Below are 16,047 nucleotides of genomic sequence, written 5' to 3' on the forward strand. Positions count from 1 at the left end.
GATTAAGCCCAAGATTACGTGCCGTTGCCCTTATCGAGCCGGTCTTATCGTACATCGAAATTATTTCATTTCTGTCAGTCATTGTTATCATTTTTTGCATCAATATATAATTGATGCAAGTTAAACAAATAAATAGTATGCTCTGAAAAATATGAGCAGTGCGCCCTGAATATTCTCGGCTACGCCTCAAATAATCAGGGCGCACTGCTCGGTCTTCTACGGACTGACAGTGGTATACTTTTTAATTATTAGGGTGGTATACTTTTAAGTTATTATATACAACCGGACGAAAGCCGAGTGTTTGTAAATGCCAGGCGTGCAAGAATCAGTGTCGGACTCCATGTCTGGGAACGCCGCATGATATTTTGAAGCTAATTGAGGCTGGTTACATGGAGAACCTGAAACCGACCTACTGGTGTGTCGGGCTGATATTGGGAAAGCTGAATTACTCCATCGCTATGGTTCAGGCTGAACAAACAAACGAGGGATGGTGCGTGTTTCACAAGGACGGGCTTTGTCAGCTACATGATTTGGGCTTGAAACCGACTGAGGGGCGGCTTTCCCGTCACGATATAAAGCCGGAGAACTATGTTTTCAGCAAAGGACTGGCTTATAACGTGGCTAAAGAGTGGTTGGATAGCAGTAATTTTCCTGTAGTCCAAGAAATTTTCAGCCGTCTGGATGTCTTGGTTCAAGTTGAATCGGAGTTACTGGGGCATAGTTAAGTGTTCTTGTTTAGTTGGAAAATGTATTTGCTTTATAATCAATAAAATAGCTTTCATGTGAAAGTTCGGCAACTACCATGTATATATAATACATATATATTACCTATAACTACTACTATCAAGAATTACTAATTTCACAAGGCTTTAGACTTGTGAAACACATAGGGAGAAAAGGTATTATACCTGAACGTAAGTGAAGGTTAATACCTTTTCGACCCTCTTATTCTTCTCTTTTTATCATAGTTTCCTCTTTAGAGGGAACTATGATATTCTCCCTGTATTGTGATAAGTAACAAAGAAGACCTACAATCTCAGTTATTGTAAATAAACTCTTTCAGTATATAAATACCAATATGCAAACACTTGATTTCCAGTATAAATATTCTTTTAAAGAAAATAATAACCTTCAGGTTAATCTTTTTAGTCCCAAAATCCACTATCCAATAGGTACAACTCTCAGATTTCTTTTAACTGCTATAGATTGTCTCAAAACTCAATGAATTTATGAATAACATACAAACTTTCCAGTACGACAATAATCCGGTTTCCTTCCAGATGGGAGAAGGAACCAGAATGCTTAACGCCACCGAGATGGCGAAGAAATTCGGCAAACGTCCGGTAGATTTTTTGAAATTAGACCAAACCAACGCATTTTTAGCTGAATTTTCCAAAGTGAAGGAAATCACTTTGGCTGATTTAGTGATAGTTAAGAAAGGGGGCAATACTTCAGGTACATGGATGCACGAAGACGTTGCCCTCGAATTTGCCAGGTGGCTTTCACCCATGTTTGCCATCTGGTGCAACGACCGCATCAAGGAGTTGTTGCGCTTCGGCCTGACCGCCACCGAAGAGATGCTACTCAAAGCGGCTACCGATCCCGGCTTTGTGCTAGCTATGGTGGAGCATGTCAAGGAGAGTCGAGAGAAGAATCGGTTGCTGGACGAGAAGAATAAAGAGCTGGAAGCTCAGGTCGAGCAGAATGCCACGAAGGTGCAGTTTTACGATAACTTGCAAGAGATTCGGCAATGGGATGAGGCTGGTAAAATACACAACGTCAGTAAAATTGCCCATGAACTCGGAATGTCACCAGCGGGTCTGAATAAGCTACTCATCAAAAAGGGAGTGGCTATCAAGATTGACGGATCGTGGTATATTGCCGAAAGGCACAAAAATGCCGGTTATGCCGTTGAACGAAAGACATTCACCCAAAGGCTTAACGACGACGACGAAATGATTCCTGTTGAAGTAACTTATCTGGCATGGACGAGCAAGGGTCGAGAATTTATCCATTCACTTATCGAAAAATAACTTCTGAACTATCCGATAAGAACAGAATTACGGTCCTTCCCAAGCGGGCAAAGTGTAACAGCTTTAGCCCGCTTTTTCGTTTTAACCCTTTCTCCGAAAAAGCGGCTATTCCTTCCCAAAGGCAATTTTATGAAGACAGAGAAATTTCAAAATATCCTTGGGGAGGCAAAATGTGGAGAGGTTGCAACCATCCGCTTTTTCGGCAAAGTGACCGAAGAGTCCACTTCCCAATTCAACGCCGAGTTCGACTTTCTCGAAAACTGCGTGCGTCCATCCTTGGTTCGGGTACTAATCAACTCCGAAGGCGGTTCGGTACTGTTTGGTATGACCACTTATTCGACTATCAGTAATTCCAAGATACCGACTGAATGTGTGATTGAAGGTATTGCGGCATCTATGGGTTCTATTATCTGGGCGGCTGGTGATGTGTCTCTGATGCGTGACTACGCCATTTTGATGATTCATAACCCATTCCAGCCCGGAGAGGGTGAGGACGAGAAAGAACCCTCGGATCTTGTGAAAGCTTTTACCAAGCAAATCGAAACCATTTACCGGAAGAGATTCGGACTCAAAGCCGAACACATACGCTCGATAATGACCGGAGAAGCAGACCGGGACGGAACATTCTTCGATGCGGCTTCTGCCGTGAAAGCGGGTATCATCCCGGCTGAAAATGTCCTGCATACCTCGAAACAAATTTGCGATACAGTCAAAAATCAACTCTCAGGATTGGAAGACACTTCACGTATTCAGGACTTGATGCAAGGAATCAGTGCGGCTTTGCCTCCTGAAATCGGCATTAAACTTTTTGAAACGCAAACACCTAATCTACCCCAAACAGATAATACCCAAAGCATGAGTACAGAAAAAAACAACTCTCCAGAGTACGCCGCAGTTGCCGCGACACTGGGAATGAAAGAAAATTACGAGGTCAAGGATGTAATGGCCCGTATCAACTCCTTGGTGGCTGTCGAAGCGAAACTGAAAGAGACGGAAAAATCTCTGGCTGATGCCCAGACGGTGATTGCCGGAAAGGATGCGACCATTACCAACCTTCAAAAAGACCTTTCTACGGCAACCGCTTCGCTCACTACCTACCAACAGAAGGAGGCAAACGGGAAGAAGACAAAGAATGAAACGATGATTGAAGCGGCTATCGTGGCCGGTAAAATCTCTCGTGAAACAAAAGCGGATTGGTTGGCCATGGCCGATAGTAACCCGGAACTGGTGGAAAATACATTGAACGGTATCCCTGAGCGTGAGCAGATTTCCAAGGAGATTGCCGCTGACCCCGCCAACATCCAAGCTGCCGCCGCTGCCGCTACAACAGTCGAGGAAAAGATGGCTGAGAAAGTAACACAGGTAGTAGGCGAAAACTTCGAGTTCAAAAAGATGAAGTAGTCCATCTATATCAATTGACGTGTCGTGAGGGACACAACACCCGTAAACAGCGCATACGGTAGTGCAGATTAAGCTGATAAAAAGAATAATCAAAAAACTACCATAATGGCTGATACATTTGCACAGAACGGTTATAACGGTGAGGTACTTGAAGACCTGCTCACCTATACCGCACAGGGTAACGACACCTACAAGGAAGGTCTTATCCATATCAAAGCCGGAATCCAGCACAAGTACACGCTTCCGGCCATCAAATTAGGTGACATTATTCAGGATAATGTTCCCACCCCTACAAGTAACCACGGTGCCAAAGGTGCCAATGGCGAGAATGAGTACACGCTTACAGAGCGTTACCTTGAACCTTCCGACTTTATGGTCTATCTGGAGTTTAATCCTCGCGACTACGAAAAGTATTGGAAGTTCGCGCAGCCTGATGGTAATCTGGTATTCCGTGAACTCGACCCAAAAGTTCAGGCAACGATGCTTCGCCTGTTGATGGACAAGAAGAACGAGTATATTGGAAATGCCATCTGGACTGCCGCCAAGGGAGGCGCCGCCAGTGCAGGTGTCACTGCTCCGGCAGACTCTATTCAGATTGGTCGTGGCAAGGAGAAGTATTTCGACGGTGTTGTGAAACGCATCATTGACAACGTGAATGCCACCGATGCCGAAACCATAGCCGGAGGGCAGTGCATCGTATCGGGTAATACCGAGTTGACAGATGGTGCGGCGGTCGAAAAGGCGTTGTATGCGATGTGGAAGAAGTGCCCCAAGCAGATTCGTAAAAAGACCAGCCTTGCCTTTGTGATTGGCTGGGATGCGTGGGACGCTTATGACCAGTATATTTCCGATAAGCAGGTGAAATACTCGGAAAATACCGAGGTGAACCGCTACCGCTTTAAAGGCAAGCGCATCATTCCGATTGTCGGCATCCCTGAGCACACCATCGTCCTGGGTGAGTTCTCGACCGGCATGGAATCAAATCTTTGGATGGGCGTTGACTATGCGAATGATGCGGAGGTTCTGAAGATTGACCGCCTGCAATCCAACTCTGAACTCTTCTTCTTTCAAATGCGCATGAAGATGGATATCAACCTTGTACGTCCGGGTGAAATCGTAGTCCACACTGCCTACAAGAAGACTGTCTAAGACTCACTATCATTCATCAACGGGGAGGTGGAGCAATCTCCATCTCCCTTTTTCAAATCCAGAAGAATCATGGCTAAACAGAAAAATCAAATAGAAGAAAATGCGGCTCCGATAGAGGGAGCCGAGGCCTTTCTGGGAGCAGAAGCAGATACCACAGCTCTCACATCCCAACAGGAACCTGCGACAGCACCGGCACCCGCTCCCTCCCCTGAAAAAGGGGAAAAGAAATCGGTGGCAGAAGAACCGGATAGCTACACGCTTGATGTACTCAAATCATTCCCGATGAATGAATCCCTGTACGTGGACAAACACGGAGGAGCCTTTACCGCTGATACCCCCAAATTAATCCGAGGTAATGCGGTACTTTATAAAAACCCCTTTTACAAAAAATAAATCATGGCATTAGGAAATGTAATCATAAAAGACGTTGACGGGAATATCCCGTACAGCGGTGTATCCGGTCAGGAAAAAGTGACCGGGTTGCTCTTCGATGTTTCTCTCCAACCCGAACTCTTCACTGCCGGGTACGGAAAGAACAATGAGAGTAAACTTAAACTAAACGATGTCCTGTATGTAACGAATTTCAAATCGGCGATTAAGGATTTTGGTATCATTGAGCGCATAGAAACCACAGAGGATGACGAGAACAACGTCAATTTCCTACATGGCATTCCTGCGTATCATATCCGTGAGTTTTTCCGTATGTCCGGCAATGTGGATGGTAACGGCAAACTCTACGTGATGTTTGCTGATTGTTCGGCTTCATGGGACGCTATCGATGCGATGCAGCGAGTAGCCGGAGGAACCATTAACCAGCTTGGTATATGGACAGAACAACCCCTGTGGAAGTTGAACGGTGCAGAGGAAAAGTACAACCTCAATATCGTTAAAACCCTCAATGGCAAAGCGGTGGCAATGGCTGACCAGCATCAACCTTTGTCAATAGTGCTTTCGGCTAACCCGTCTAATACAGGTAGTAGCACGAGCGAGGGTAAACAGATTGACTTGAATAAGATCCCGACCGCTATCTGTGAGTCGAGTCGTATCAGTGTTATTTTCGGTCAGGCTCGTAGTTCGAAGGTGTTGACGATGCAGAAACGCAATGTGAACAACACTCCGGTAGGATTTATCGGCGCGATGATGGGAGCTGTTGCTCGTGCAAATGTTCAGGAATCGGTGGCTTGGGTTAAGATGTTCAACCTCTTTGATGATGACTTCCAAGATATTGAGTTAGGCTTCGGAGACATTAATCTGACCGGAGGAGATGAGTTTGTAAGTCTGAATATGTACGAATCGTTGTCGCCGGTATTGCTTGATGACTTGGATGAGAAAGGCTACATCTTCCCGATGAAGTATGCCGGACGTGAGAACGGCATCTACATCAGCAAAGACCAAACTTGCTCAATTGGGGACTATCGAACTATTGCCCGAAATCGTACTATCAATAAGAGCCGTCGTTCCGTGCGTGCCACTTTACTGCCTTATGTGAACTCACCTCTAATGGTCAATCCAGCAACAGGCTTCCTTGCTCCATCTAAGATTTCAGCCTTTAAAACCCTCATCGGTGATATCCTTGCTAAGATGCAAGCGGCTCAGGAGATCAGTGGTTATGCTGTCAATATTGACGCAAACCAGAACGTGCTCATTGATGACACGCTGCGTATCTCCTATGTGATTGTTCCGGTAGGTGTGGCAACGAAAATTTATGTTGAGGAGGGCTTATCACTAACCGCTAAATAATTAATGATATGGCAATTATAAATAATGTAGCTTACTCATGGTCAATGATTACCCTCTCATCGACTGCCCTTGGAATCGAGGAAGGAAGTACCACGCTTGAGGGTGTCTCCGGAATCAAGTGGAACAAGAAACGTAAGATTGAATCAAACTACGGTATGGGAGGAAAGCCTGTCTCACGTGGTTTCGGAAATATCTCCTATACCGCATCAATCACGATGGATTATGCCACTCAACAGATGCTTAGATCTACCTATGGTTCATTGATGGATATTGGTGAGTTTGACTTGATCGTGTCGTTTGCCAATCCAATGGCATCGGATGACTGGGCGACTACCACCGTCACACTTAAGGGGTGTATTTTTGCAGAGGATGGTATGGAGAGCCAGCAGGACGATACGAACATCACAAAGGAGTTCGATTTGAACCCGTTTGACATCCAGATTGGCGATGGCGATACGATTTAAACTTTTCTGAAAATAATGCCTATTCTATCTGTGAAAGTTTGATACACTTTTTGTTCATCGTTTTAATTTTATTGGTTGAAGACCGTCGCTCGTGAGAGTGGCGGTCTTTTAAAATCAACCAAATTATGCAACAAGGGCTATTCTGGGTATACATAAACACATTATTAGAATGAATGTAACTTTTGAAGGCAATTCTGCGACAGGTAAGAATCAATGGCTGACTCCACCGGAACTATTAGCTAAACTTGGGCAATTTGATTTAGACCCCTGCGCTCCGATAAACAGACCTTGGCCAACAGCAACCCAACATTACACAATCGAGGATGACGGATTGAAGCAACCGTGGTTTGGAAGATGCTGGGTGAACCCACCCTATGATACTCAGCTTATCATTCAGTTTATAGAGCGATGTGTCGAACATAAAAACGCCATTGCTTTAACTTTTTCCAGAACAGAAACCAAGCTCTTTCAGGAACTCATTTTTAAGAAAGCACATTCGATACTCTTTATCAAGGGGCGATTATCGTTTCATCATGTAACGGGCGAACGTGGCGGTACAGCCGGAGCACCATCATGCTTGATTTCTTTCAATGAAGTCAATAGCGAGATATTGAAAAGCTGTGGTATCAAAGGGAAATTCATCTTGCTCTAAACCTTTTGCAAAACATACTCCTACTCTGAGAGTGAACATTAATATTCAAAATCATGGAAGAAAAATCATTGACACTGATCCAAGAGGAGCAAATCAGAAAAAGAGCATTGGAATTGAAAGCAGAAAAGAAACTGCGTAAGGTTTATCCGATGGTAGTCTTCGGCGATACGGACTGCGAAGAAAAAGAACTATACGTGGCTTATCTTGCCGAACCTACATTCCCACAGTTCAGCAAATTCATGGCTGCCTCAAAGAAGGATGAGGTCACAGCGATGCGTACCCTTGCCAAAGACTGCTTTATCGACGGAGATAAAGAGCTCGTAGATAACGAATCTCTGTTTCTGTTCGGCCTGATGGGACAGTTGTCTGAAATCATCACCACCCGTCAAAGTACACTGGTGGGTTTATCCAAAGCTGGGAAGTAAGCGACGAGCAACGCATCCGTCAGCGGATTATCTACATCCGCCACTACTTTCCCGGCGTGAACTTAAATGACATCTCGGATGAAGAGTTTGCAATGCTTTCCGAGGAGGCTCTATGGCTACATCAGCAGATGACCATGAGTCGCGTGAGTAACACATTTCTTGCACAAACACAAAATCCTTAATTGACTCTTGCCAAGCTCCTGTCGGACAATTCTGACGGGGGCTTATTTTTTTAATCGGATTTGATGTTCTGGGGCTATTCTACACCAAAATCAGACTTATGGCCCAAGAACAAAATTATACGGTCAGTTATAAAATAGATGTAGAAGCCACTCAAGGTACGCGACAGGTTCAAGATTTTGCCAATGCGGTAAAAAGCTTGTTGATAGCGAAAAACGACATTACCCCTGCACTTACGAACATCAAGAACATGATGTCTGAGATTGATAGGGTATTTCGGACCAAGAGCGGCAAAAAACGGGATTATAACTTTAAAGTAAATATTGAGACGAGTAAGACCGAAGAGAAACTTACCCGTGTCAAAACCTTACTATCCGAAATAGGGGAATTATCCAAAGGAATCAATCTGACCATCAATGCCGGTCAGCCTTTGGATTCCAAGACGATAAAAGCCAAAGCTAAGACGCTCTTGGATAAAAAGTTGGCAGAGGAGCGAAAGGCGGCTATTGACAAAAGTGCTGCTGACTCCGTGCGGACGATGATGGATAGCCAGAAGAGCATCACTAAAGTGGTTGGCAAAATCAATGCTGCACTGGTCTCACTTGAGAAAGGCAGAGAGGTTAATATCAAAACCGATGTCGCCAAGCAGCGTCTTCAGGAAATCCTTGCTTTGATGAATCAGATAAAAGGAGCCTCAAAGATGACTCTCGGTATCGGTATGGGGTCTCCCGGCAAAGGAACAACAACCGTTGCTCCAAATCATATCAAACCGCCTTTTGTCTATAATCCTCAGCGGGATTATGTGATGCCGCAGGCAGTATCGGATAAATTGCAGGAAAGGCTTATAACCGGGCGTGCGCTCAGGGCACAGAAATCTGAGTTCGCCCGTGCTGATGAGGCTGCCAAACTGAATATGCAGCGAGCCCTTATTGAGGCTAAAGGCAAGGAATGGGATCGTCAACGTATTGCCAGAAGCAATGAAACAAACCAGCGGCGTGCGGAAGCCGAAGCTGCCAAAGCTATCCGTGAGAAGACCCGACGACAAGAGCAAAGTGCGGCACAGGCAGTAACGGCAGTAAGGCAGCAACAACGAGCAGCCACACTTGGACAAACCAACAAACAGCGGGCGGCCATTAACCGTCTGCAATATGTTCGTACCCCGTCCATCCGTAACCTGCCGATGATGCACATGTTCAATGCCTACGCTATGTATGGCATGATGCGCAGTCAGATTACTCAGGCGGTTGAGTATTCCAACATAATGACTTCGGCTCAGAGTATTCTGCGTGTAGCCGATAATGACTTGACCACCTTTGAAAATCGTTTTGCGAAGATGGCTCTCTATGTTCGTAAAATCGGCGTTGAGACCAAGTTTACTGCTGTTGAGGTCGCCGGAGCGGTCAAGTACCTATCAATGGCTGGTATGGGTATAGAGACCATCAATGAGTCAATCCGACCAATCACCAACCTTGCACTCATAGGCGATAATGATGTATCCCAAATAGCCGACCTTGCCACTAACATTATGGCCGGGTATGACATAAAGAGTAACAGCATGAATTCAGTTGCCGATATTCTGGCTTCGACTATTTCCCGTTCGAATGTGAATGTGATCGAGATGGCTGAATCTTATAAAATGGCAGCAGGTTATATGCGTTTGGCTGGCGTGGAGTTCTCCGAAAGTTCGGCGGCTATCGGTATCTTAGGAAACATGGGTGTCAAAGGTACTATGGCCGGTACTGCTTTGCGTGCGATGGCGACCCGTTTTGCCAAACCTACCAAAGAGTCCCAGAAGACCCTTGACCGATTGGGTATGAAGTTTACTGAGTATCGTGACATCTATGGCAAACAGGTTGAGAAACTGCGCCCGTTAGCAGAGATTTTCGAGGAGTTGAATGCCAAAGGTGCAACAATGGGTGATATGCAGGCTATTTTTGGCAAAATCGGTGGTAACGCTGCAATGATGTTTGTCCGTAACTACGATCAACTCCGTACTCTTACCACGCAAAATAGCGGCTCACATGGTATATCTTCAGAATTGGCGAAGGTGAAGCAGGACAATACCAAGGGGCTCTGGGCTCAGGTCACTTCTCAATTTTCCGAGTCGTTTATGAAGGGATATGACACATTGGAGCCTGTCATCAAAACAACTCTCCGGGATTTCTTGGAAAAATTCAAAACAGCAGAGTTTTCGAAAGGACTGGCCTCTATCGGTCAATCCATACTTAATATCCTGTCTTTGCTTGGGAATGTCGCAACTTGGTTTACACGCAATTTCCATTGGATAGAGCCTTTGTTTTTTACCGGATTTGTAGCGACGCGACTTTTTAAACTTGCGGGAGCCCTGACGAACGTTGGTGTAGCCTTGGGTTACATCGGCAAGCAGTCGGTCGCAGGTTCGGGACTTCAAATGATTTCTTCTTTGGTCGGACTGGGAGGAGGTAAATTATCTTTTGCCAACAAAAGGTCTATCGTTACGGCTCTGAGTGCTGCCGGAGTAACGGGAAAAGGAGCTATGACTCAGGCATTGATGTCCGGTGCCGGAGGCATTGCCGGGCGTAGCGGATTAGGATTATTTGCCACTCAGGTAGCTACCGGCAACGGATTGATTGGAGCAAGTGCTTCTATTGGTGCTTTAGGTGCCGGAGCAGTCGCGGCAACAGTCGGTATCGCGGGATTGATTGGAGCTTTGGGTTGGGTCGCTTACAAAACATGGAAGGTAAAAGAAGCCAAGGATGCTGTATTGGAAGAGATAGTCGCCAATGAGAAATATCGCTATCCGTCTATCGATGCACTGAACGCCTCTCTTTCCAAAACCTACCAGAATGCGTTGGATGCAAAGAAGGCGGTTGATGAATTGACTGCCGGAAAAACGATCGAAGAGTCATCTGGACATAAGATTGGAGCCTTTACCGGTAACTGGTGGGCAGCGTTCTTAAACCCATTTGCTCTGGCCGGACAAGCTGAATACGGAGGCACTTCTATTGATCGGTACTCTTTTGCGGATGCCCGGCAGGACGATACACGCAGTGCGATATTGACTCTTGCCCGTAAGGATAGCCAGGCTCGTGTAAACTCAGCGTATGCCGCATTGGGGAAAGCCCGAACAGATATTGAAATCGGGGCATTTATCCAGAACATACAAAAGTCTTTCGGACAAGACACACCCAAGCCGGATGGTACACTGTGGACACAAGACAAAGCAGGGAACATTACCTACAAAAAAGGCATTGGCGACTTAAAAGACTCTGATGCCCATAAGCTTCCGCACTATGCCCAGTATATGAATGGCACAGTGGTTCCTCAAATCAACCTGATAGCAACCCGTTATCGTCAGATTATGTCTTCACAGGCTGCGGCACAGGCGGCAATGGCATCGGGAGGTTTTAAATTCGACCTGCTTGCACAGAATGGATTTGTTCAAGACAAAAATGGCAACTGGGTTCAAAAGACCTTGGACAAGAATGCCACAGACAAGCAACGAGAAGATGCGCTGGCCGACTACCAAGAGGTACACGATAAGGTCGTGAAGTTCACTGCCTCCCTTCGTCAGACATGGGGCGGTTCGGCAGAAATAGCCGAGAACATTATGAAGAAAGCCGGGTTTACCCGTTCGCTCTATTCCAATGAGCCGGACATGGCAGATCCCCAACCTTTCAATGCCAACGGCATCACCTATAACTCCGGTGATCCCGATGACGGCATGGCAGGCGGTAACTACTCCGGAACAGGGAAACTTTCGTCGGCTGCACCTAAACAAGTCATCGTCAATATCACTAATCTACTTAGTGTCGAAACTATTAAGTTACTCAAATCGGAAAACGGGCAATCACCGGAGATACAGAATCTGAAAGAGCAAATGGCACAGGCACTGATTGATGTGGTGCATGACTTCGACGCATCGTGGAACGGATAAAATTTAGAATATGAGTAGATTATGGAATATAGGTAAATCGGTTCTGCTAAGTGGTGGAATCATCAGTAATGGTTCGTTGGGCGGCTATATCAGTAATGCTGCCCGACGTGCTATTGGTATGGGGCTAGCGGAGTTTCAAGACGGAGCGGTTCACTACTTCTCGAAAGACAGGGAGGTATTAAAACGAGCCTTGATTCAGACAACTTCCCAGTTGGCATACGGGGCGTTGCGCTCATATCCACGTTTCCTGCAATACTGGGAGCAAAAAGAACGTGATAAATACCTGCAAACCAAATCTCAGACCAGCATTGCCAACAAAACCGGGCAATACTACCAGCTTATCTCCGAACAACAGGCCGTCGCTAAGAAAAAAAGTTATTCGGATAGTATTGTCGGACGTGTGGTGGCAGACTATCTGGAGCTGGTCATATCGGGTGAGGGAAACTATTTCAACTCGAAAAGCGGTAAAGTAGAAGCCAACAGCAATTATGGGTTGGTAGAGTTTGTCGATTTGCAGCCTGTGGTGCAAGTCAGCAGTAAGAATAATATCCTGATGACACAGGTTCAGGGACGTGATTATACCCGTAAGGAGTTTATATCGGGTGGTGATTTGGAAATATCCATCAATGGGAAAATTACAAGCAAGTACCCCGATGTTTATCCGGAAGCCGAAGTATCGAAGTTCTTGAAATTGATGCAGTTTAAAGGTGTGATTGACTGTGATAACACGGTTCTTCGTCAATTCAACATTGACAAACTGATTATCTTGAACTATTCGCTTCCGGCTACGGATTGTCGCAATATCCAACCTTACACGCTTTCGTGTATAGCGGTAGAGCCTTCGGAGAGCATACAGTTGAAAATAGCTGCTGAGGAGAAAGTGGATGTTGCCATCAAGCATTCAAACAAGTGGATCAAGTATGCCAAACTGGGTGCTGAAACTATCGACCCGTCATCACTGCTTAAAATCTCGAAACTATGGGTATAGATATGTTGGATGTTTTATGCTGCCGGATTACCATCGGAGATGCTGATCCCAGTAATCCGATGGCAATACAGAACCCCATCGTACTGACCGAAGTACAGGAGATAGAGATTGAAGAAAGTTATAAAAAACTGATAGGTACGGCGAAGATTGTCTTTCCCAAGGGAACGGTCTATCAGAGTACCCTCATAGGAAATGCTACCATTGAGGGCAAGGATGCCGGTAGGATTACAACCGAGATTATGCAGGACGGGGTAATCGTTGAAAAGCGCACCTCGCAGCAAGCCATGAATGAAACTTCGTTCTGTATCGGGCAACGGGTGAATATCAAGCTCGGCTACAACGGTGTGTTGAAGAATATGTTTGACGGGTATATCTCCGCTTATAATTCCGACAGCCAGTTTGAGATTCAGTGCGAGAATATGGCTTATAAACTGAAACTGAAACAGGCTCCCAAGTTTGAGACCAAAGCGTCGGTTAGTGTGAACGACGTACTGGGCGAAAAGTACGGACTACTGAAAGATACAGGCTTTGAGATTCACTCTGACACAAAACGGTTTGATATTCAGATAGGCAAGGTGAAGATTACCGATAACTTTACAGTTGCTGACATTCTGTCTGAATGGAGCAAATATAAGGTATATTGCTTTTTGAAATATGATGAAAACTCACCAGACAATATGCCGACCATTGCCATTGGCCGTCCGTACTCATCATCCAAAAGCCAACCCGTTTTTCCGAAGGATAGCGAGGCGAAGCCTTTCAAAATCTATTTCAACTACCACGTTGCGAACAATGATTTGAAAATTGTGAAGACCGACCCGAAGTTTCTGGCTGTCACAGGCAAGGCATTGGGTGCGGATGAGAAGTTTTTTGAAGTTACGGTACGCATGAATCCTGAATATGCCCCGGCAGTCAAAGGAAGTAAAGAGTTCCAGACCGTCAATGCCACTCAAATTAGCAAGAAGACCCATAAGGTGACAGGCAATACAACTGCCGAAGGTACTAATACCAAGACCAAGGTCGATTTGAGTACTTACACGATTGTGCCGTATATGTCGCCTAACATGAAAATCAACTCTGACAAGTTGGTTGAAGAGACGATAGAATATTTTCGTAATTACAACCTGAACGGCATTACCGGACACTTAACTTTGTTCGGTGATTTGGCACTGAACACTGCCGTTCAAGTGGAACTGATTGATGATCGCAACCCTTCCAAAAATGGAATTTATCTTGTGGAAGAGGTCACTACCACTTTTGGGACAAGTGGGTATAGACAAAAGATAACTATTCCTTATCGGATATCAAAGTCTCCGGGAACATAGGTGGTATTGAGAAAAAAAACTTATAGAGTTAAGTGTTTTGACAGTTTCTCAATTCCTACATTAAACTTTTGAGGATTACTTTTTTTTAGATTTAATATGTTTTGCAGCTTCCATCTAACTGACGGAAAAAGGCTCAAGTTTCCCGCGCAGCATTTACTCCAATCGGGCTCACCACGTTCAAAGGAAAGCAGGAACTCTTTGTCTTCGGTAGTCATACTCTCATTTACCTGTTTTATCAAATCAACCCTTGCTTGCTCAAAATCTTCATAGTCGAAAGTAGTATCAGTCATTCCCTTGAATTGACTTTTCAAGGCTTCACTTTGGTCTATCGGATTAGGTTGTAACGATTCGATTATCGGCTTGTCGCTTCCGAGTAGGCAAAATATCACCCCATTTTTCACATCACTAAATGATTCCAGTTCCATATATTTGCAGTCGAACAGATCTCGTGGATGCTGGCGACTCAAAGCGGCAGATATTTTACCTCCATATAATTGAGAGAAAGGAACGATCTTAGCCCGGCAACTCATATTGAACTCAGCTCGTGCCTTCGGGCAAAGTTCTCTATCTTCTACTTCTCCAATAATACCACGCTTAGTACCATTCACTTCAATCTTTACTGTAGCTCCGTCTTTCGTACAAAGTAATTTCCATACGGCAGGTTTAGGGACTACGCGTATACCAGGAATAGCTTTCTCTATACTTGTTTTTAACTCAAGCAGAATGCGGTTAATATCGGCCATACTCTCCTCGCGCTCTTTTAAAGGTAGGTATGTTATATCCAAATCGACCGAGTATCTGGACAAATCCCTAACAAATAGGTTAATAGCCGTTCCGCCATGTACGGCAAACTCTTTAATAGGGTAGATAAGAGGTATAATTCTGATAAGCAATCCTACCTGCTGTTTGTACAATTCATTCATAGTCGTATAACTCTTTTGGTACTGTTATTTTGTATTCAGGTATATAGACTCCGTTTTTCGATAGTTGATATTTTGATGTACCGAGATAGATTTTACTTTTATCTAACATTTCAAACCAGTAGTGTCCTGCCTTTTGAGCCATATAGAGGAACATACGCTTAACTTTGAGATTATCGGTATTCTCTAACATAGATTGTAATACCTCTGGCCTGAGCGTTGTCAGTTGCTCCATTATATAGTATAAGTCCATATAGGTATAGTGTGTAGGTGTCAGCAAGAGACACTCTAAAAAAGCTTGCTCCGGAGCGGCTATCGCTATCTCAAACCCCTCTTCTATTCGATTGAAAAATTGTGGTTTTGAAAATGTATTGGTGGAGAAAAATTGCAGTTCCCTTTCGAAGACACAGGTTCTCAACCAATTTGGAGGAACTTCAGAAACAGGATGTCCAACCATAAGAAGCGGCCTACCCATAGGCACAAAGTGGCTGAATCCGGAGAGTTCTAATGCCGAATGAGCTCCGACATGTAAACATTTACCCATTTGCTCGTTGTAGCTCGCAATTGCTCCAAAAGAGCGAAGTTGCCCTCCGGTTCTATACATCACCCCCTTTGAGAGCGATTCCAACCAACCTGAACTACGATATCGCTTAAGTAACTGATTAGAGTAACCTTTTTTTTGCAGATAGGCCGAAAAAAAGAGTTTCCCCTGCTGTTCCGATTGCAATAAGCGGTTAAGTTTATTTGAAGTATCTATACTCACGGTGTATTATTATAAATAATTTCTAACCGCAAAGATAGCAAGTATAATTCCATTCTACAAACAAATCGGTTATATTTATTTTGCAACAGTA

At 44.8% G+C, this 16,047-nt stretch carries 14 protein-coding genes; 12 read left to right on the plus strand and 2 right to left on the minus strand.

What is annotated here, in order from left to right; translation table 11 throughout:
* Nucleotides 1-389 precede the first annotated feature (389 nt).
* The 12 genes from C511_RS16325 to C511_RS0107185 all read left to right on the plus strand — a co-directional run bounded on the left by C511_RS16325 (nucleotide 390) and on the right by C511_RS0107185 (nucleotide 14,273).
* Nucleotides 390-725 (plus strand): hypothetical protein, encoded by a 336-nt coding sequence (locus C511_RS16325; protein ID WP_316929579.1) that lies wholly within the window; start codon nucleotides 390-392, stop codon nucleotides 723-725.
* A gap of 504 nt (nucleotides 726-1,229) precedes the next feature.
* Entirely contained in the window at nucleotides 1,230-2,033 is an 804-nt protein-coding gene (locus C511_RS18080; RefSeq protein ID WP_024996410.1) for a KilA-N domain-containing protein, read from the plus strand.
* A gap of 129 nt (nucleotides 2,034-2,162) precedes the next feature.
* The gene (locus C511_RS0107140) at nucleotides 2,163-3,434 is read left to right on the plus strand and encodes a Clp protease ClpP (RefSeq protein WP_024996411.1); all 1,272 of its coding nucleotides are present in this window, start codon (nucleotides 2,163-2,165) and stop codon (nucleotides 3,432-3,434) included.
* A gap of 105 nt (nucleotides 3,435-3,539) precedes the next feature.
* Nucleotides 3,540-4,583, plus strand: a complete 1,044-nt coding sequence (locus tag C511_RS0107145) for a hypothetical protein (protein ID WP_024996412.1) — start codon at nucleotides 3,540-3,542, stop codon at nucleotides 4,581-4,583.
* Nucleotides 4,584-4,652: 69 nt separating this feature from the next.
* Nucleotides 4,653-4,976 (plus strand): hypothetical protein, encoded by a 324-nt coding sequence (locus tag C511_RS17210; RefSeq protein WP_024996413.1) that lies wholly within the window; start codon nucleotides 4,653-4,655, stop codon nucleotides 4,974-4,976.
* A 3-nt stretch (nucleotides 4,977-4,979) separates the two neighbouring features.
* On the plus strand, nucleotides 4,980-6,323 hold the full coding sequence (locus C511_RS0107155) for a DUF2586 family protein (protein ID WP_027317985.1): 1,344 nt from the start codon (nucleotides 4,980-4,982) through the stop codon (nucleotides 6,321-6,323).
* 8 nt (nucleotides 6,324-6,331) lie between these two features.
* Entirely contained in the window at nucleotides 6,332-6,787 is a 456-nt protein-coding gene (locus C511_RS0107160) for a hypothetical protein (RefSeq protein ID WP_024996414.1), read from the plus strand.
* Between the two features lie 169 nt (nucleotides 6,788-6,956).
* A complete protein-coding gene (locus tag C511_RS0107165) occupies nucleotides 6,957-7,439 on the plus strand; it encodes a DNA N-6-adenine-methyltransferase (RefSeq protein WP_024996415.1) in 483 nt (160 codons plus the stop codon).
* Nucleotides 7,440-7,492: 53 nt separating this feature from the next.
* Entirely contained in the window at nucleotides 7,493-7,864 is a 372-nt protein-coding gene (locus C511_RS0107170; RefSeq protein WP_024996416.1) for a hypothetical protein, read from the plus strand.
* Nucleotides 7,865-8,144: 280 nt separating this feature from the next.
* Nucleotides 8,145-11,960, plus strand: coding sequence for a phage tail tape measure protein (locus C511_RS0107175; RefSeq protein WP_027317986.1), 3,816 nt, complete (start codon nucleotides 8,145-8,147; stop codon nucleotides 11,958-11,960).
* A 10-nt stretch (nucleotides 11,961-11,970) separates the two neighbouring features.
* On the plus strand, nucleotides 11,971-12,948 hold the full coding sequence (locus C511_RS0107180) for a DUF6046 domain-containing protein (protein ID WP_024996417.1): 978 nt from the start codon (nucleotides 11,971-11,973) through the stop codon (nucleotides 12,946-12,948).
* Nucleotides 12,939-14,273 (plus strand): hypothetical protein, encoded by a 1,335-nt coding sequence (locus C511_RS0107185; RefSeq protein ID WP_024996418.1) that lies wholly within the window; start codon nucleotides 12,939-12,941, stop codon nucleotides 14,271-14,273. The genes C511_RS0107180 and C511_RS0107185 overlap by 10 nt, the downstream gene beginning before the upstream one ends.
* A 20-nt stretch (nucleotides 14,274-14,293) precedes the next feature.
* Here C511_RS0107185 and C511_RS0107190 read toward each other — a convergent pair whose 3' ends face one another.
* Together C511_RS0107190 and C511_RS0107195 are read right to left on the minus strand one after the other, a co-directional pair.
* Nucleotides 14,294-15,196 (minus strand): nucleotidyl transferase AbiEii/AbiGii toxin family protein, encoded by a 903-nt coding sequence (locus C511_RS0107190; RefSeq protein ID WP_024996419.1) that lies wholly within the window; start codon nucleotides 15,194-15,196, stop codon nucleotides 14,294-14,296.
* Nucleotides 15,189-15,956 carry a type IV toxin-antitoxin system AbiEi family antitoxin gene (locus C511_RS0107195; RefSeq protein ID WP_027317987.1) on the minus strand — a complete coding sequence of 256 codons (768 nt, stop codon included), beginning with the start codon at nucleotides 15,954-15,956 and terminating at the stop codon, nucleotides 15,189-15,191. Before C511_RS0107195 ends, C511_RS0107190 begins: the two co-directional genes overlap by 8 nt.
* Nucleotides 15,957-16,047: the final 91 nt, after the last annotated feature.

Source organism: Bacteroides graminisolvens DSM 19988 = JCM 15093, assembly GCF_000428125.1.
Taxonomy (GTDB): Bacteria; Bacteroidota; Bacteroidia; order Bacteroidales; family Bacteroidaceae; genus Bacteroides; species Bacteroides graminisolvens.

What these genes read in the sequence shown, in the direction of transcription:
- C511_RS16325 (WP_316929579.1), top strand. Translation starts at nt 390, where the DNA reads ATGGAGAACCTGAAACCGACCTACTGGTGTGTCGGGCTGATATTGGGA.
- C511_RS18080 (WP_024996410.1), top strand. Translation starts at nt 1,230, where the DNA reads ATGAATAACATACAAACTTTCCAGTACGACAATAATCCGGTTTCCTTC.
- C511_RS0107140 (WP_024996411.1), top strand. Translation starts at nt 2,163, where the DNA reads ATGAAGACAGAGAAATTTCAAAATATCCTTGGGGAGGCAAAATGTGGA.
- C511_RS0107145 (WP_024996412.1), top strand. Translation starts at nt 3,540, where the DNA reads ATGGCTGATACATTTGCACAGAACGGTTATAACGGTGAGGTACTTGAA.
- C511_RS17210 (WP_024996413.1), top strand. Translation starts at nt 4,653, where the DNA reads ATGGCTAAACAGAAAAATCAAATAGAAGAAAATGCGGCTCCGATAGAG.
- C511_RS0107155 (WP_027317985.1), top strand. Translation starts at nt 4,980, where the DNA reads ATGGCATTAGGAAATGTAATCATAAAAGACGTTGACGGGAATATCCCG.
- C511_RS0107160 (WP_024996414.1), top strand. Translation starts at nt 6,332, where the DNA reads ATGGCAATTATAAATAATGTAGCTTACTCATGGTCAATGATTACCCTC.
- C511_RS0107165 (WP_024996415.1), top strand. Translation starts at nt 6,957, where the DNA reads ATGAATGTAACTTTTGAAGGCAATTCTGCGACAGGTAAGAATCAATGG.
- C511_RS0107170 (WP_024996416.1), top strand. Translation starts at nt 7,493, where the DNA reads ATGGAAGAAAAATCATTGACACTGATCCAAGAGGAGCAAATCAGAAAA.
- C511_RS0107175 (WP_027317986.1), top strand. Translation starts at nt 8,145, where the DNA reads ATGGCCCAAGAACAAAATTATACGGTCAGTTATAAAATAGATGTAGAA.
- C511_RS0107180 (WP_024996417.1), top strand. Translation starts at nt 11,971, where the DNA reads ATGAGTAGATTATGGAATATAGGTAAATCGGTTCTGCTAAGTGGTGGA.
- C511_RS0107185 (WP_024996418.1), top strand. Translation starts at nt 12,939, where the DNA reads ATGGGTATAGATATGTTGGATGTTTTATGCTGCCGGATTACCATCGGA.
- C511_RS0107190 (WP_024996419.1), bottom strand. Translation starts at nt 15,196, where the DNA reads ATGAATGAATTGTACAAACAGCAGGTAGGATTGCTTATCAGAATTATA.